10 protein-coding genes and 2 rRNA genes are annotated in these 17,547 nt (G+C 66.8%); 11 read left to right on the top strand and 1 reads right to left on the bottom strand.

The annotated features are described in order from the left end of the window. Positions 1–255 precede the first annotated feature (255 nt). The 8 genes from B9S57_RS32560 (at position 256) to B9S57_RS32525 (ending at position 9,769) form a co-directional block, all read left to right on the top strand. Positions 256–1,872, top strand: a complete 1,617-nt coding sequence (locus B9S57_RS32560; protein ID WP_103760758.1) for an L-lactate permease — start codon at positions 256–258, stop codon at positions 1,870–1,872. 62 nt (positions 1,873–1,934) lie between these two features. Continuing rightward, complete coding sequence (locus B9S57_RS32555) at positions 1,935–3,302, top strand: phosphomannomutase/phosphoglucomutase (RefSeq protein ID WP_103760757.1); 1,368 nt, start codon at positions 1,935–1,937, stop codon at positions 3,300–3,302. Positions 3,303–3,598: 296 nt separating this feature from the next. Further along, positions 3,599–3,781 (top strand): Trm112 family protein, encoded by a 183-nt coding sequence (locus B9S57_RS32550; RefSeq protein ID WP_103760756.1) that lies wholly within the window; start codon positions 3,599–3,601, stop codon positions 3,779–3,781. A 39-nt stretch (positions 3,782–3,820) separates the two neighbouring features. Then, positions 3,821–4,957, top strand: a complete 1,137-nt coding sequence (locus B9S57_RS32545; RefSeq protein ID WP_103760755.1) for an SIS domain-containing protein — start codon at positions 3,821–3,823, stop codon at positions 4,955–4,957. A gap of 55 nt (positions 4,958–5,012) precedes the next feature. Continuing rightward, the gene (manA, locus tag B9S57_RS32540) at positions 5,013–6,203 is read left to right on the top strand and encodes a mannose-6-phosphate isomerase, class I (RefSeq protein ID WP_103760754.1); all 1,191 of its coding nucleotides are present in this window, start codon (positions 5,013–5,015) and stop codon (positions 6,201–6,203) included. 87 nt (positions 6,204–6,290) lie between these two features. Further along, on the top strand, positions 6,291–7,286 hold the full coding sequence (locus B9S57_RS32535; RefSeq protein ID WP_103760753.1) for a cation diffusion facilitator family transporter: 996 nt from the start codon (positions 6,291–6,293) through the stop codon (positions 7,284–7,286). Positions 7,287–7,548: 262 nt separating this feature from the next. Next, complete coding sequence (ahcY, locus tag B9S57_RS32530; RefSeq protein WP_103760752.1) at positions 7,549–9,006, top strand: adenosylhomocysteinase; 1,458 nt, start codon at positions 7,549–7,551, stop codon at positions 9,004–9,006. 124 nt (positions 9,007–9,130) lie between these two features. Beyond that, entirely contained in the window at positions 9,131–9,769 is a 639-nt protein-coding gene (locus tag B9S57_RS32525) for a hypothetical protein (RefSeq protein ID WP_103760751.1), read from the top strand. Between the two features lie 19 nt (positions 9,770–9,788). Here B9S57_RS32525 and B9S57_RS32520 read toward each other — a convergent pair whose 3' ends face one another. Then, positions 9,789–10,739 (bottom strand): RDD family protein, encoded by a 951-nt coding sequence (locus tag B9S57_RS32520; RefSeq protein WP_103760750.1) that lies wholly within the window; start codon positions 10,737–10,739, stop codon positions 9,789–9,791. A gap of 119 nt (positions 10,740–10,858) precedes the next feature. Between B9S57_RS32520 and B9S57_RS32515 the strand changes: the two genes are divergently transcribed. From B9S57_RS32515 to B9S57_RS32500, 3 genes are all read left to right on the top strand, one after another. Next, a complete protein-coding gene (locus B9S57_RS32515) occupies positions 10,859–11,866 on the top strand; it encodes a stage II sporulation protein M (protein WP_103760749.1) in 1,008 nt (335 codons plus the stop codon). Positions 11,867–12,570: 704 nt separating this feature from the next. Beyond that, a 16S ribosomal RNA gene (locus B9S57_RS32505) occupies positions 12,571–14,096 on the top strand. 303 nt (positions 14,097–14,399) lie between these two features. Further along, positions 14,400–17,525 (top strand): 23S ribosomal RNA (locus B9S57_RS32500). The 16S and 23S rRNA genes sit together here, the layout of an rRNA operon. Positions 17,526–17,547: the final 22 nt, after the last annotated feature.

Raw genomic sequence — 17,547 nt, 5'->3', positions numbered from 1 at the left:
CCGTCGGCCGCTTTTCCTGTCCCTTCCTGCTTGCCGTCTCCGTCGGCTTCCGGCTCTTCGCTTCCGGGCGTCCCGCTTTCCTGCTTCCGCAGGCCAGGCTCCTGGCGGCGCTGCTGCCCGTCTGCCCCGTCCGTCACTTCTCCGACCGGAATGAAGTTTTCCGGTACGGAGCATTGACGCTGGCTTGTCGTGGACACGACCATTCCCCCACTCGTGAGAGATCGCTTCCGCATCGCGGAATCCGGGGAGGTCTGTGTGTTTGTCCAGCAGCTCGAACCCGTAGCCGATTCGCTCGGTCTGTCCGCTCTCGTCGCTTCCCTGCCGTTGGTGACCGTCCTGGTCCTGCTCGGCGCCGTCCGCATGAAGGCCCACCGCGCCGGACTCATCGGCCTCGCCGTCGCCGTGCTCGTCGGATGGCTGGCCTTCGGCATGCCCGTCGGCCAGACCCTGTCCGCAGGGGCACAGGGCGTCCTCTTCGGGCTCTTCCCCATCATGTGGATCGTCGTCAACGCCCTCTGGGTGTACCGGATGACCGTCCGTACCCAGCACTTCGACATCCTTCGGCGCTCCTTCGGCAGAGTCTCCGACGATCCCCGCATCCAGGCCCTGGTCATCGCCTTCTGCTTCGGCGCGCTCCTGGAAGCGCTGGCGGGCTTCGGCGCACCCGTCGCGATCTGCTCGGTCATGCTCGTCGCGCTCGGCTTCGACCCGGTGAAGGCCGCCGTCGTCTCCCTGGTCGCCAACACCGCGCCCGTCGCCTTCGGCGCCATGGGTACACCCGTGGTGACACTCGCTCAGGTCACCGGTCTGCCGCTGGGCGACGTCGCCACGGTCGTCGGCCGTCAGACGCCGCTCCTCGCGCTCGTCGTCCCGCTGATCCTGGTCTTCCTGGTCGACGGCAGGCGAGGGCTGCGGGAGACCTGGGGGCCCGCGCTCGTCTGCGGAGTGGCCTTCGCCGTCGCCCAGTTCGCCGCCTCCAACTACGTCTCGGCCCAGCTCGCCGACATCGCCGCGGCCCTGGTGGGCGCGGGCGCGCTGATCGCCGTACCCGGAGCCCGCAGGCCCGCCGACGAACCCGTACGCGCGGCCGTCCTGACGGGCGCGCGCAGCGAGGACCTTGACCAGGAGGACCCGCGCCGGGAGGTGCTGCGGGCCTACGCCCCGTACGCACTGATCGTCGCGGTGTTCTCCGTCGCCCAGATCCCGCCCGTCAAGGAGCTGCTGGCCGAGGCGACCCGCGTCTTCGACTGGCCCTTCCTCGACGTCGCGGGACCCGACGGCGAACCGGTGGGCGCCAACGTCTTCACCCTCCCGCTCCTCGGCACGGGCGGCACCCTCGTCCTGCTCGCCGGTCTGGTCACCGCCGTCGTGCTCGGCGTCCGGGCCGGCACCGCGGCGCGGGAGTGGGCGGCCACCGTGCACGAACTGCGTTACGCGATCCTCACCGTGACCTCCGTCCTCGCCCTCGCCTACGTCATGAACCTCTCCGGGCAGGCCGCCACGATCGGCCGGTCCGTCGCCGCGGCAGGCGCCGGACTCGCCTTCCTCTCCCCGGTGCTCGGCTGGTTCGGGGTCGCCGTCTCCGGTTCCGACACCTCGGCCAACGCCCTCTTCGGCGCCCTCCAGGTGTCCGCCGCAGGGGAGTCCGGGCTCTCGCCCGACCTCCTCGCCGCCGCCAACAGCTCCGGGGGAGTGCTGGGCAAGATGATCTCTCCGCAGAACCTGACGATCGCCTGCGCGGCCGTCGGTCTCGCCGGGCGGGAGGGCGACCTGCTGCGCAAGGTCCTGCCGTGGAGCCTCGGGCTGCTGCTGGTGATGTGCCTGATCGTGATGGCGCAGAGCACGGCGGTGCTGGGCTGGATGCTCCCCTGACCGGGGGGCCCGGGGGGGCCGGGTAGTTTGGGCGGTCCGTAAAGACCCCAGGAGGACCGGCCGTGGTTGCTGACCTGTCGCAGCTCGTGAAGGCGTACGACGTGCGCGGAGTCGTGCCCGACCAGTGGGACGAGCCGCTCGCCGAGCTGTTCGGCGCCGCCTTCGTGCAGGTCACCGATGCGGACGCGATCGTGATCGGTCACGACATGCGGCCGTCCTCACCCGGGCTCGCCGCGGCCTTCGCCCGGGGCGCGACGGCCCGCGGCGCCGACGTCACCCTCATCGGGCTCTGCTCGACGGACCAGCTGTACTACGCGTCCGGTGCACTTGACCTGCCCGGAGCGATGTTCACGGCCTCGCACAACCCGGCGCGGTACAACGGCATCAAGCTGTGCCGCGCCGGGGCCGCTCCGGTGGGCCAGGACACCGGCCTGGCCGAGATCCGCACCCTGGTCGAGCAGTGGTCCGAGCACGGCGCGCCCGCCGCGGCCGCCGTCACGCCGGGCACCGTCACCGAGCGCGACACCCTCTCCGACTACGCCGCCCACCTGCTGGGCCTCGTCGCCCTCGACGGGATCCGGCCGCTCAAGGTCGTCGTCGACGCAGGCAACGGCATGGGCGGCCACACCGTCCCCACCGTCTTCGCGGGCCTGCCCCTCGACCTCGTCCCCCTGTACTTCGAGCTCGACGGCACCTTCCCCCACCACGAGGCCAACCCCCTCGACCCGAAGAACATCGTCGACCTCCAGGCCCGCGTCCTCGCGGAGGGCGCCGACCTCGGGCTCGCCTTCGACGGGGACGCCGACCGCTGCTTCGTCGTCGACGAGCGGGGCGAGGGCGTCTCCCCGTCCGCGATCACAGCCCTGGTCGCCGCCCGTGAACTGGCCCGCAACGGCGGCGAGGGCATCGTCATCCACAATCTGATCACCTCCTGGTCGGTCCCCGAGGTCGTCCGGGAGAACGGCGGCACCCCCGTCCGTACCCGCGTCGGCCACTCCTTCATCAAGGCCGAGATGGCCGAGCACGGCGCGATCTTCGGCGGTGAGCACTCCGCGCACTACTACTTCCGCGACTTCTGGAACGCCGATACGGGGATGCTCGCCGCCCTGCACGTCCTGGCCGCCCTCGGCGGTCAGGAGGGCCCGCTCTCCGGACTCCTCGACAGCTACGACCGCTACACCGGCTCCGGCGAGATCAACTCCACCGTCGACGACCAGGCCGACCGGCTGAAGGCGATCAGGGAGGCGTACGAGGGCCGGGACGGCGTGGGATTCGACGAGCTCGACGGGCTGACGGTGACCGGCGCCGACTGGTGGTTCAACCTCCGTGCCTCCAACACCGAGCCGCTGCTGCGCCTGAACGTCGAGGCACGGGACGAGAGGACGATGACGGCCGTACGCGACGAGGTCCTCGCCCTCGTCCGCGCCTGAGCGGTACGGCACGGACGAGGCCCTCGTCCGAGCGCCCGAGCGGTCCGCAACCGGGCGCTCACGCACCGCGGCGCCCGGCCTCTCGGGGCGTGCCCGGGAGCCCAGCCCTCATGAGCCGCTCGGGAGGCCCGTGCCGCCCGCCACCGGCAGACCACCGACGCATGCCCGGCCGGGCAGGGCCTGCCGGGCCGCGACCCTCCCGGCCCGGCGGTAGGCTGACCACGCTCCAAGCTCCGCCGACCCGGACCCACAGGTCCGGACCGGATCCGCACCGCATGCCTGAAGGGACCCACCCCATGCCGCTCGAAGCCGGCCTTCTGGAGATCCTCGCCTGCCCGGCCTGCCACTCCGGGCTCGACGACCGCTCCGCGGCCGAAAGCCCCGAGCTGGTCTGCACCGGCACGGCGTGCGGTCTCGCCTACCCGGTACGGGACGGCATCCCGGTGCTCCTCGTCGACGAGGCCCGCCGCCCCGCGTAACCCGCACCCTGATCAGCACGGTGATCGGAGGCCCACCACATGCTCGACGAGTCGCTGCTCGACGCACCGGAAGCCCTGGCACGAGCCGACCGGCGCGGCCTGCTTCGCGGCGCCGCCGAAGCCGGAGCGCGCGTCCGCACCGCCAGTCGGCACGCCGCCGAGGCGGGAATCGGCACACTGGCCCCCGAAGGGCGGCCCCGGGCCGTCCTCGTCGCGGGCCCCGGCACCGCCGCGTCCGGTGTCGCGGACCTGATCGGCGCCCTCGCGGGCGCCTTTGCACCCGTCACCGCGATCCGTCCCACGGGCGTCGCGGCAGCCGCCGGCGCACTGCGCTGGACGCTGCCGGGCTGGGCCGGATCCGTGGACCTGCTGCTCATCGCCACCGCCGACGGCTCGGAACCCGGACTCGCGCTGCTCGCCGAGCAGGCCTACCGACGCGGCTGCACGGTCGTCGCCGTCGCCCCCGTCCGCTCCCCGCTCCGCGAGGCCGTCGACGGGGTCCACGGACTCGTCGTACCGATGGCCGCCGCCCCGCACGGGGAGTACGACGCCGAGACCTCGGCGGCGGGCCCCGGCACGCTCTGGGCCCTCCTCACCCCGTTGCTCGCCCTGCTGGACCGGGTGGGCCTGATCGACGCGCCCCCGGAGACGCTGCAGAAGGTCGCCGACCGCCTCGACCGCACGGCCGAGCGCTGCGGGCCTGCCATCGCCACGTACAGCAACCCGGCCAAGACGCTCGCCGCGGAACTCGCGGACAGCCTGCCCCTCGTCTGGACGGAGGGCGAGGCCGCCGGCCCCGTCGGACGCCGGTTCGCCGCCGTCCTGGCCGAGCTCGCAGGCCGCCCCGCCCTCGTGGCCGAGCTGCCGCAGGCGCTGCCCTCCCACGGCGGGCTGCTCGCCGGCGCCTTCGCCGCCGGGGGCGACCCCGACGACTTCTTCCGGGACCGGGTGGACGAACCCGAAGCCATGCGCGCCCGCGTCGTCCTCCTCCGCGACCGGCCCACCGGCGGCCTGACCGCGAGCCCGGCCGCCCGCGAGCTGGCCCTGAGCCACGACACGGCCATCAGCGAACTCGAACCGGAGGAAGGCAGCGAGCTCGAAGCCCTCGCCGAGCTCCTCGCGGTCACCGACTTCGCCGCCGTCTACGCATCCCTGGCCTCCGACAACCGGGCCTGACCGCCTCCCTCCCCGGGCACCCACGCCCCGCACCTCCACGAGGACGACAATCTCCATGGACCGGCTCTCCAACACCGTGCGCCCCTACGCCTGGGGGTCCACCACGGCCATACCCGAGCTGCTCGGCACAGCCCCGACCGGCGAACCGCAGGCCGAGATGTGGATGGGAGCCCACCCGGGAGCCCCTTCCCGCCTCACCCGTTCCCCCGGGGCGGACGCCCCGGGCTCCGAAGCGGGCGAGCGGTCCCTCACGGACGTCATCGCGGCGGACCCCCTGCGCGAACTGGGCGCCGCGGCCGTCGGCGCCTTCGGCCCCCGACTCCCCTTCCTGCTCAAGCTCCTCGCAGCCGGCGCCCCGCTGTCGCTCCAGGTCCACCCCGACCTCGCGCAGGCGCAGCAGGGGTACGCCGACGAGGAGCGCCGGGGCGTCCCCGTCGACGCCCCCCACCGCACCTACAAGGACGCCAACCACAAGCCCGAACTGATCTGCGCGCTCACGCCCTTCGACGGACTGTGCGGCTTCCGCAGGCCCACCGAGGCCGCCGACCTGATGGCCGCCCTCGGCGTCGACTCCCTCAAGCCGTACGCGGACCTGCTCAGGGCCCGCCCCGAGGACGGCGCCCTGCGCGAGGTCCTCACGGCGATCCTCACCGCCGACCCGGACGAGATGGCGCACACGGTCGCCGAGGCTGCCGAGGCCGCCGCACGCCTCGGTGGCGCCCACGCCCCGTACGCCCAGATCGCCCGCCACTACCCCGGCGACCCGGGCGTCATCGCGGCCATGCTGCTCAACCACGTACAACTCCAGCCGGGCGAGGCCATGTTCCTCGGTGCGGGCGTGCCGCACGCCTATCTCGGCGGCCTGGGCGTCGAGATCATGGCCAACTCCGACAACGTGCTGCGCTGCGGCCTGACTCCCAAGCACATCGATGTCCCGGAGCTCCTGAGCATCGTCCGCTTCGAGCCCACCGAGCCGGGCATCCTGCGCCCCGAGGCGGCACCGAACGGCGAGGAGCTCTACGAGACGCCGGTCGACGAGTTCCGGCTCTCGCGCTACGTCCTGCCGGCGGGCGGAACCCCCGTCGACCTCACGGCGGCCACCCCGCAGATCCTCCTCTGCACGGCGGGCGCCCCGACGGCCGCGGACCTCTCCCTCGCGCCCGGAGAATCCGTGTTCGTCCCGGCGGACGAAACGGTCGAAGTGGCCGGTACGGGAACGCTCTTCCGTGCGACCGTGATGGTCTGACGTACGGTCCGCACCAGCGGCTGCAACAATGTCCGGCCGTAACGCGGCGCCCGTGCCGCGGCACCGAGGAAGGGACACCACGCACCCATGAGCGCGTCAGGCGGAACCAAGGCGATCGTGGCGGCACTCGCCGCCAACCTCGCGATCGCAGTGGCCAAATTCGTGGCGTTCCTCTTCAGTGGCTCGTCGTCGATGCTGGCGGAGAGCGTCCACTCACTGGCGGACTCGGGCAACCAGGGCCTTCTGCTGCTCGGTGGCAAGAAGGCCCAGCGGGAGGCGACTCCCCAGCACCCCTTCGGTTACGGGCGCGAGCGGTACATCTACGCCTTCCTCGTGTCGATCGTGCTGTTCTCGGTCGGTGGCATGTTCGCGGTCTACGAGGGCTACGAGAAGATCAAGCACCCGCACGAGATCGAGGCCTGGTACTGGCCGGTCGGTGTGCTGGTCTTCGCGATCATCGCCGAGGGCTTCTCCTTCCGTACGGCCATCGCCGAGTCCAACCTGACCCGCGGCAAGCTCTCGTGGACGCAGTTCGTCCGCCGGGCCAAGGCACCCGAGCTTCCGGTCGTCCTCCTGGAGGACCTGGGCGCCCTCATCGGTCTGATCCTGGCACTCGGCGGCGTCGGCCTGGCGCTGGCCACCGGCGACGGTGTCTGGGACGGCATCGGCACCCTGTGCATCGGCATCCTGCTGATCATCATCGCGATCGTCCTCGCCGCCGAGACGAAGTCGCTGCTGCTCGGCGAGGCGGCCGGTGTCGAGGACGTCGAGAAGATCCACGCCTCCGTGGTCGACGGTGACACCGTCACCCGCGTCATCCACATGCGCACGCTCCACCTCGGCCCCGAGGAACTTCTGGTGGCCGCCAAGATCGCTGTCCGGGCCGAGGAGAGCGCCGCCGAGGTCGCCGAGGCGATCAACGCCGCCGAGAGCCGGATCCGCGAGGCCGTCCCGATCGCCCGCGTCATCTACCTCGAGCCCGACATCTACGACGCGTCGGCAGCCGCGGCCGGAACCAACCCGGGCAAGGCTCCCGGCGGCCCCGGCCCTTCCGATGACGCGCCGACGGAATCCGGCCACTGAGCTGCTGGATACCAGCCCCGAACGGCCCCGCGACCCACGCCGCCACCCAGGCGGACTGGGGCTCGCTGGGCCGTTCGGTGTAGATTCGGAGAAGTACCAGACGTCGCTGCTGATGGCGGTCGATCGGTTCGCGCAAGCGGGCCGGCCGAGGGAGAGAGGGCCTCCGACGGACTGCACTGCGGATCGCCCGGGCATTCGTGTGCCCGTGGCCGCCGCAGAGCCAGCCAGTCCACCCTCGACCCATCACGAGGAGCAGCCCGTTATGACGACGGCCGCCAACCGCCAGGACTTCAAGGTCGCCGACCTCTCCCTCGCCCCCTTCGGGCGCAAGGAGATCACCCTCGCCGAGCACGAGATGCCCGGCCTGATGTCGATCCGTAAGGAGTACGCCGCCGCGCAGCCGCTCGCCGGCGCCCGGATCACCGGCTCGCTGCACATGACGGTGCAGACCGCGGTACTCATCGAGACCCTCGTCGCCCTGGGCGCCGAGGTCCGCTGGGCCTCCTGCAACATCTTCTCCACCCAGGACCACGCCGCCGCCGCCATCGCGGTCGGTCCGAACGGCACCCCGGACGCCCCGGCGGGCGTCCCGGTCTTCGCCTGGAAGGGCGAGAGCCTCGAGGAGTACTGGTGGTGCACGGAGCAGGCCCTGACGTGGCCCGGGACCCCCACCGGCGGCCCGAACATGATCCTGGACGACGGCGGTGACGCCACCCTCCTCGTCCACAAGGGCGTCGAGTTCGAGAAGGCCGGCGAGGCCCCGGACCCGTCGACCGCGGACAGCGAGGAGTACGCCTACATCCTCACCCTGCTGAACCGCACCCTCGGCGAGTCCCCGCAGAAGTGGACCCAGCTGGCGTCCGAGATCCGCGGCGTGACCGAGGAGACCACGACCGGCGTGCACCGTCTGTACGAGATGCACCGCGACGGCACCCTCCTTTTCCCGGCGATCAACGTCAACGACGCGGTCACCAAGTCGAAGTTCGACAACAAGTACGGCTGCCGCCACTCGCTGATCGACGGCATCAACCGCGCCACCGACGTCCTGATCGGAGGCAAGACCGCCGTCGTCTGCGGCTACGGCGACGTGGGCAAGGGCTGCGCGGAGTCCCTCCGTGGCCAGGGCGCCCGGGTGATCATCACGGAGATCGACCCGATCTGCGCCCTGCAGGCGGCGATGGACGGTTACCAGGTCGCGACGCTGGACGACGTGGTGGAGACCGCGGACATCTTCGTCACGACCACGGGCAACAAGGACATCATCATGGCCTCCGACATGGCCCGGATGAAGCACCAGGCCATCGTCGGCAACATCGGTCACTTCGACAACGAGATCGACATGGCCGGCCTGGCCAGGATCGACGGCGTCGTCAAGGACGAGGTCAAGCCGCAGGTCCACACATGGACGTTCGCGGACGGCAAGGTCCTGATCGTGCTGTCCGAGGGCCGCCTGCTGAACCTCGGCAACGCCACCGGCCACCCCTCGTTCGTCATGTCCAACTCGTTCGCGGACCAGACCCTGGCCCAGATCGAGCTGTTCACGAAGCCCGAGGCGTACCCGACCGATGTCTACGTGCTGCCGAAGCACCTCGACGAGAAGGTCGCCCGCCTCCACCTCGACGCGCTGGGTGTGAAGCTCACGACCCTGCGCCAGGAGCAGGCCGACTACATCGGCGTACCGGTCGAAGGCCCGTACAAGTCCGACCTCTACCGCTACTGAGCCCGCCGCCGGCCACCGGCCGGCGAGGCTCTCAGCAGCAGGTCCGAGCGCAGGCCCCCGCACCCCCGTGCCGGGGGCCTGCCCCGTACCGCACCCGCACAGCCCGAGGAACCCGAAGGACCCCATGCCCCGCGGACGATATTCGCTCCACGATCTCCACGACCACACCCCCCTCGGCGAAGAACACTTCCACTGCGCGCCCGGCCCCTCCGGCTGGCGCTATGTCTCCCAGACCACGGCCCCCTCGGGCGCCCACCTGGGATCCGTCGATCTGGCCCTGGACGAGCTCGGCCGCCCCATCCGCCTGGCACTGCACGCCGCGAGCTGGCAGATCCGCGGCGCCGCCCTCGACGGGGTCACCTGGGTACGGACCGATCCCACCGGCACCCATGCCACCGAAGGCAATGTCCGCGCCCACGCCTTCTCCGGCACATCTCCCGCGTTCCTCGTCGCCACGGCCCGGCTCCTGCGCCTCACCCCCGATTCCCCCGCGACCCGCGTCCGTCTGGTCACCTTCACGGACCCGGTTCTCGCCCCACGCACCGTCGACCAGTCCTGGTCCCTGCTGAACAGTGAAGCGCACGCCACTGACAACGGACCTCTGATCGTGGACGCGTACCAGGTCAACGCGCTGGACACCGGTGATCAGCATGCTGTCCACATCGCGGGTGACGTGGTGCTGGCGGCGCCGGGAATCGAGCTCGAACACCTCGAATCCCCGCCCTCGGCCATGTCCCGAAGGACGGACGAGCACGAGGACTGACAGGGCCGAGGAGCGGCGTTCAGGCGGGCGGCGCGAATCCCGTCGCGGCCGGACCGGGACGGGACCCCTCGGCCCCGTTGCTGCTCGGGGAAGCAGCCTTCCCGGGAGCGCCGCCGCCTTCCGGCCGGACTTCCGACCGGGGGAAGCCGGAGAGGCTCCCGTCCACGGGTGGGGGGACGGGCGCGGTGACGGACACGGCCGCAGAGCCCGGTGCCCGGCCCGCCGTCGCTGCCACGCGGCGTATGTCGCGCGCCTGCCGCTCGTTCACCACCGCTGCAAGGTAGGCGGCGGCCGGCACCCCCTGCGGCGCGGGAACTCCCGTACACGCCGTGAGGTCCGAGGAGAGCCGCTCGGCCATGGGCCCGCCCACCGCTGCGTCGAGCTCGTTCATCCGCGTCAAGAACTGTCGAATCGCCAGCCAGAGGCCGTCCGGGACACCCGAGAGATCCAGCTGTGCGAAACGGCCCACGAGCCAGGGCGGTGGCGGCGGCACCGCACGCGCCCGGCCGACAGGCACCCGCTCACGCACGACCAGCGTCCCCGCGAACACGTCACCGAGCCGGCGGCCGCGTGCGGAGACCAGGGAAGCGATGCAGCCCACCACCCCGAAGGTCCCCAGGATCTCGACCATGCCCATCGCCCCGCGCACGAGTGCGTGCCGGAACCGGATCGGCCCGCCGTCGTCCCGCACCACACGAAGCCCGCAGGCGAGCTTCCCGAGCGAACGGCCGTGGCTGAGCGTCTCCACCGCCACCGGCCCGCCCACCAGCACCAGAAGAAAGGTGGCGACGGCGATCGCCGCGGTCGCTGCTTCGTCGAGCGTCGCCGACGCCACGGCCAGGCCGATGGACAGCAGGAGGAAAACGGTCAGGAGGACCGCAAGATCGATGGCGATCGCCAGCGCCCGGCTCGGCAGCCTCGCCGGCCGCAACCCCAGTACGACCGCGTCTCCAGTCACGAGCTCATTCATCGCCACCCACCCCTCGCCGCCCTTCCCTGCCCCTCGGGACCACAGTCTGCCAAGCTGACCCGCAGCGCACCGCCGTAGTACGGACCCGTACGCACCCATGCCTGGAGCAGCAGCCGACCATGGATCTCGACGTCTTCGTGACCACCCACCGCATCGAGTGGGACCGCCTGGACCATCTTCTGCACCGCGGGCGCAGCCTGACAGGCGAGGAGGCGGACGAACTCGTCGCCCTGTACCAGCGCACCGCCACCCATCTGTCCCTGATCCAGTCCAGCGCACCCGACCCCCTGCTGACCGCTCGGCTCACCCAGCTCGTGGCCCGCGCGCGCTCCACCGTGACCGGGACCCGTCGCGCATCGTGGCGCGATGCCGCTCGCTTCCTGACCGCGGGCTTCCCCGCGGCCGTCTACCGGTCGCGGCACTGGTGGATCTCGACAGCGGTCCTCTCCGTGCTTCTGGCCGCCGTCATGGGCTGGTGGATCGGCACGCATCCGGAGGTCCAGGCGTCGATCGCCGCTCCGGAGGACCTGCGCGCGCTGACCCGGCCCGGCGGCGAGTACGAGACGTACTACTCCAGCCACCCGGCCGCCTCGTTCGCCGCCCAGGTCTGGACGAACAACGCACAGGCGGCGGCCATGTGCCTGGTGCTGGGGGCCTTCCTCTGCATACCGGTGATCTGGATCCTCTTCATCAACGTGCTCAACCTCGCTGTCGGGATCGGGCTGATGTCCTCCGCGGGCCGTCTGGACACATTCCTCGGGCTCGTCCTGCCGCACGGTCTGCTGGAGCTCACCGCGGTCTTCGTCGCGGCCGGCACAGGTCTCCGTCTCGGCTGGACGGTCATCGACCCGGGCCCGCGCACCCGGCGCTCGGCCCTGGCGCAGCAGGGCCGAGCCGCGATCGGCATGGCCATCGGACTGGCGCTGGTTCTCTTCGTCTCCGGTGTGATCGAAGGCTTCGTCACCCCGTCAGGCCTTCCCACCTGGGCCCGCATCACCATCGGCATCGCGGCTGAGCTGGCCTTTCTCCTCTATGTCTACGTCCTGGGAGGCCGTGCTGCCCGTGCCGGGGACAGCGGGGACCTGGAGATGGCGGAGCGGAGCGCGGAGCTGCCTTCCGCCGCGTGAGGAGCGATGTGCACGGTCGCCCGCTGACCTGCTAGTCTCCTCCTCGCCCACAAAAAACCGTTGACACGGTCCGCGTGGGGAGGTATATTTTAACGGTTGCAACCGAGCTGGACAGGCTCGCTTGGAACCGACTAAGGTTCATCTCGCTCAGGCAAGGGATGTCATCCCCGCTGAGCCGATCGATTCTTCTCTTTGGAGCAGACAAGCCGGATTCGCTTCGGCCGAATTGCTTCTGATAAAGTCGAGTCAGCCGAAAGGCAAAGGCCATTCCACAGGCCGCCGGAATCAAATTCGGACCGGAAACGGAACGGAAAAGGGTCTGGTAAAGTTGGAACCGCCGGAAAGGGAAACGCGAAAGCGAAGAACTGGAAAGCGAATCAGCAGGATCCTGCTTCGGCCGGGAATCGGACACGAAAGAGTCTGATAGAGTCGGAAACGCAAGAACGAAGGGAAGCGCCCGGAGGGGCCCGGTGAAACGGGACCGAAGGAAGCGTCCGTTCCTTGAGAACTCAACAGCGTGCCAAAAGTCAACGCCAGATATGTTGATACCCCGGCCTGCTTCGGCAGGTTGGTGGTTCCTTTGAAAAGTCCTGCCGGCCCTTCACGGTCCGGTAGGCAACAACAGCGAGGACGCTGTGAACGACCGGTCATATTCCGACCTGGTCGTTCCGCTCTCGTGTTGTGATCCCGATTACGGGAAAACATTCACGGAGAGTTTGATCCTGGCTCAGGACGAACGCTGGCGGCGTGCTTAACACATGCAAGTCGAACGATGAAGCCCTTCGGGGTGGATTAGTGGCGAACGGGTGAGTAACACGTGGGCAATCTGCCCTTCACTCTGGGACAAGCCCTGGAAACGGGGTCTAATACCGGATAACACTCTGTCCCTCATGGGGCGGGGTTAAAAGCTCCGGCGGTGAAGGATGAGCCCGCGGCCTATCAGCTTGTTGGTGGGGTAATGGCCTACCAAGGCGACGACGGGTAGCCGGCCTGAGAGGGCGACCGGCCACACTGGGACTGAGACACGGCCCAGACTCCTACGGGAGGCAGCAGTGGGGAATATTGCACAATGGGCGAAAGCCTGATGCAGCGACGCCGCGTGAGGGATGACGGCCTTCGGGTTGTAAACCTCTTTCAGCAGGGAAGAAGCGAAAGTGACGGTACCTGCAGAAGAAGCGCCGGCTAACTACGTGCCAGCAGCCGCGGTAATACGTAGGGCGCAAGCGTTGTCCGGAATTATTGGGCGTAAAGAGCTCGTAGGCGGCTTGTCACGTCGGATGTGAAAGCTCGGGGCTTAACCCCGAGTCTGCATTCGATACGGGCTAGCTAGAGTGTGGTAGGGGAGATCGGAATTCCTGGTGTAGCGGTGAAATGCGCAGATATCAGGAGGAACACCGGTGGCGAAGGCGGATCTCTGGGCCATTACTGACGCTGAGGAGCGAAAGCGTGGGGAGCGAACAGGATTAGATACCCTGGTAGTCCACGCCGTAAACGTTGGGAACTAGGTGTTGGCGACATTCCACGTCGTCGGTGCCGCAGCTAACGCATTAAGTTCCCCGCCTGGGGAGTACGGCCGCAAGGCTAAAACTCAAAGGAATTGACGGGGGCCCGCACAAGCAGCGGAGCATGTGGCTTAATTCGACGCAACGCGAAGAACCTTACCAAGGCTTGACATATACCGGAAAGCATCAGAGATGGTGCCCCCCTTGTGGTCGGTATACAGGTGGTGCATGGCTGTCGTCAGCTCGTGTCGTGAGATGTTGGGTTAAGTCCCGCAACGAGCGCAACCCTTGTTCTGTGTTGCCAGCATGCCCTTCGGGGTGATGGGGACTCACAGGAGACTGCCGGGGTCAACTCGGAGGAAGGTGGGGACGACGTCAAGTCATCATGCCCCTTATGTCTTGGGCTGCACACGTGCTACAATGGCCGGTACAATGAGCTGCGATGCCGCGAGGCGGAGCGAATCTCAAAAAGCCGGTCTCAGTTCGGATTGGGGTCTGCAACTCGACCCCATGAAGTCGGAGTTGCTAGTAATCGCAGATCAGCATTGCTGCGGTGAATACGTTCCCGGGCCTTGTACACACCGCCCGTCACGTCACGAAAGTCGGTAACACCCGAAGCCGGTGGCCCAACCCCTTGTGGGAGGGAGCTGTCGAAGGTGGGACTGGCGATTGGGACGAAGTCGTAACAAGGTAGCCGTACCGGAAGGTGCGGCTGGATCACCTCCTTTCTAAGGAGCATCTAGATTCTCTTCGGGGAATCCAGAGGCCATTTCGTCGGCAAATGTTCGACGGTGGTTGCTCATGGGTGGAACGTTGACTATTCGGCACGACAGGTTGTTTTTGCGAGTACTGCTTCGGCGTGGAAAGTGAGAATGGATCGGTCGGGTCGGGCACGCTGTTGGGTATCTGAAGGTACGGGCTCGTTTGAGTCTGTCCCTTTGGTTGCCGGCCCCAGTGAACTCGCCTGTAAGGGTGGGGTGATGGGTGGCTGGTCGTTGTTTGAGAACTGCACAGTGGACGCGAGCATCTGTGGCCAAGTTTTTAAGGGCGCACGGTGGATGCCTTGGCACCAGGAACCGATGAAGGACGTGGGAGGCCACGATAGTCCCCGGGGAGCTGTCAACCAAGCTTTGATCCGGGGGTTTCCGAATGGGGAAACCCGGCAGTCGTCATGGGCTGTCACCCGCTGCTGAACACATAGGCAGTGTGGAGGGAACGCGGGGAAGTGAAACATCTCAGTACCCGCAGGAAGAGAAAACAACCGTGATTCCGGGAGTAGTGGCGAGCGAAACTGGATGAGGCCAAACCGTATGCGTGTGATACCCGGCAGGGGTTGCGCATGCGGGGTTGTGGGAGTTCTCTTGATCAATCTGCCGATTGGTCGGCAAGTCAGAAACCGTTGGTGTAGGCGAAGGACATGCGAAAGGTCCGGCGTAGAGGGTAAGACCCCCGTAGCTGAAACATCAACGGCTTGCTTGAGAACCACCCAAGTAGCACGGGGCCCGAGAAATCCCGTGTGAATCTGGCGGGACCACCCGCTAAGCCTAAATATTCCCTGGTGACCGATAGCGGATAGTACCGTGAGGGAATGGTGAAAAGTACCGCGGGAGCGGAGTGAAATAGTACCTGAAACCGTGTGCCTACAAGCCGTGGGAGCGTCGCTGTATGTGCTTGCACATGCAGTCGTGACTGCGTGCCTTTTGAAGAATGAGCCTGCGAGTTAGCGGTGTGTAGCGAGGTTAACCCGTGTGGGGAAGCCGTAGCGAAAGCGAGTCCGAATAGGGCGATTGAGTTGCACGCTCTAGACCCGAAGCGGAGTGATCTAGCCATGGGCAGGTTGAAGCGGAGGTAAGACTTCGTGGAGGACCGAACCCACCAGGGTTGAAAACCTGGGGGATGACCTGTGGTTAGGGGTGAAAGGCCAATCAAACTCCGTGATAGCTGGTTCTCCCCGAAATGCATTTAGGTGCAGCGTCGTGTGTTTCTTGCCGGAGGTAGAGCACTGGATAGGCGATGGGCCCTACCGGGTTACTGACCTTAGCCAAACTCCGAATGCCGGTAAGTGAGAGCACGGCAGTGAGACTGTGGGGGATAAGCTCCATGGTCGAGAGGGAAACAGCCCAGAGCATCGACTAAGGCCCCTAAGCGTACGCTAAGTGGGAAAGGATGTGGAGTCGCAGAGACAACCAGGAGGTTGGCTTAGAAGCAGCCACCCTTGAAAGAGTGCGTAATAGCTCACTGGTCAAGTGATTCCGCGCCGACAATGTAGCGGGGCTCAAGCGTACCGCCGAAGTCGTGTCATTCATACACATATCCTCAACGGGAGTATGGATGGGTAGGGGAGCGTCGTGTGCCGGGTGAAGCAGCCGCGGAAGCGAGTTGTGGACGGTTCACGAGTGAGAATGCAGGCATGAGTAGCGATACACACGTGAGAAACGTGTGCGCCGATTGACTAAGGGTTCCTGGGTCAAGCTGATCTGCCCAGGGTAAGTCGGGACCTAAGGCGAGGCCGACAGGCGTAGTCGATGGACAACCGGTTGATATTCCGGTACCCGCTTTGAAACGCCCAATACTGAATCAGGCGATGCTAAGTCCGTGAAGCCGGCCCGATCTCTTCGGAGTTGAGGGTAGTGGTGGAGCCGACGAACCAGACTTGTACTAGGTAAGCGATGGGGTGACGCAGGAAGGTAGTCCAACCCGGGCGATGGTTGTTCCCGGGGTAAGGGTGTAGGCCGTGTGGTAGGTAAATCCGTCACACATTAAGGCTGAGACCTGATGCCGAGCCGATTGTGGTGAAGTGGATGATCCTATGCTGTCGAGAAAAGCCTCTAGCGAGTTTCATGGCGGCCCGTACCCTAAACCGACTCAGGTAGTCAGGTAGAGAATACCGAGGCGTTCGGGTGAACTATGGTTAAGGAACTCGGCAAAATGCCCCCGTAACTTCGGGAGAAGGGGGGCCATCACTGGTGATCCGATTTACTCGGTGAGCTGGGGGTGGCCGCAGAGACCAGCGAGAAGCGACTGTTTACTAAAAACACAGGTCCGTGCGAAGCCGTAAGGCGATGTATACGGACTGACGCCTGCCCGGTGCTGGAACGTTAAGGGGACCGGTTAGTGCACTTTCGGGTGTGCGAAGCTGAGAACTTAAGCGCCAGTAAACGGCGGTGGTAACTATAACCATCCTAAGGTAGCGAAATTCCTTGTCGGGTAAGTTCCGACCTGCACGAATGGCGTAACGACTTCTCGACTGTCTCAACCATAGGCCCGGTGAAATTGCACTACGAGTAAAGATGCTCGTTTCGCGCAGCAGGACGGAAAGACCCCGGGACCTTTACTATAGTTTGATATTGGTGTTCGGTTCGGCTTGTGTAGGATAGGTGGGAGACTTTGAAGCGGCCACGCCAGTGGTTGTGGAGTCGTCGTTGAAATACCACTCTGGTCGTGCTGGATGTCTAACCTGGGTCCGTGATCCGGATCAGGGACAGTGTCTGATGGGTAGTTTAACTGGGGCGGTTGCCTCCTAAAGAGTAACGGAGGCGCCCAAAGGTTCCCTCAGCCTGGTTGGCAATCAGGTGTTGAGTGTAAGTGCACAAGGGAGCTTGACTGTGAGACCGACGGGTCGAGCAGGGACGAAAGTCGGGACTAGTGATCCGGCAGTGGCTTGTGGAAGCGCTGTCGCTCAACGGATAAAAGGTACCCCGGGGATAACAGGCTGATCTTCCCCAAGAGTCCATATCGACGGGATGGTTTGGCACCTCGATGTCGGCTCGTCGCATCCTGGGGCTGGAGTCGGTCCCAAGGGTTGGGCTGTTCGCCCATTAAAGCGGTACGCGAGCTGGGTTTAGAACGTCGTGAGACAGTTCGGTCCCTATCCGCTGTGCGCGTAGGAATATTGAGAAGGGCTGTCCCTAGTACGAGAGGACCGGGACGGACGAACCTCTGGTGTGCCAGTTGTCCTGCCAAGGGCATGGCTGGTTGGCTACGTTCGGAAAGGATAACCGCTGAAAGCATCTAAGCGGGAAGCCTGCTTCGAGATGAGTATTCCCACCACCTTGAGTGGTTAAGGCTCCCAGTAGACGACTGGGTTGATAGGCCAGATGTGGAAGCCCGGTAACGGGTGGAGCTGACTGGTACTAATAGGCCGAGGGCTTGTCCTCAGTTGCTCGCGTCCACTGTGTT

The organism is Streptomyces sp. SM10 (assembly GCF_002910915.1).
GTDB lineage: Bacteria > Actinomycetota > Actinomycetes > Streptomycetales > Streptomycetaceae > Streptomyces.
Note: the sequence above shows the minus strand (reverse complement) of the source record. Positions and strands in the feature narration are given on the sequence as shown.

Bases quoted from the DNA above. Each gene is read 5' to 3' on its own strand.
- B9S57_RS32550 (WP_103760756.1), top strand. From the start codon at position 3,599: ATGCCGCTCGAAGCCGGCCTTCTGGAGATCCTCGCCTGCCCGGCCTGC.
- B9S57_RS32545 (WP_103760755.1), top strand. From the start codon at position 3,821: ATGCTCGACGAGTCGCTGCTCGACGCACCGGAAGCCCTGGCACGAGCC.
- manA (WP_103760754.1), top strand. From the start codon at position 5,013: ATGGACCGGCTCTCCAACACCGTGCGCCCCTACGCCTGGGGGTCCACC.
- B9S57_RS32535 (WP_103760753.1), top strand. From the start codon at position 6,291: ATGAGCGCGTCAGGCGGAACCAAGGCGATCGTGGCGGCACTCGCCGCC.
- ahcY (WP_103760752.1), top strand. From the start codon at position 7,549: ATGACGACGGCCGCCAACCGCCAGGACTTCAAGGTCGCCGACCTCTCC.
- B9S57_RS32525 (WP_103760751.1), top strand. From the start codon at position 9,131: ATGCCCCGCGGACGATATTCGCTCCACGATCTCCACGACCACACCCCC.
- B9S57_RS32520 (WP_103760750.1), bottom strand. From the start codon at position 10,739: ATGAATGAGCTCGTGACTGGAGACGCGGTCGTACTGGGGTTGCGGCCG.
- B9S57_RS32515 (WP_103760749.1), top strand. From the start codon at position 10,859: ATGGATCTCGACGTCTTCGTGACCACCCACCGCATCGAGTGGGACCGC.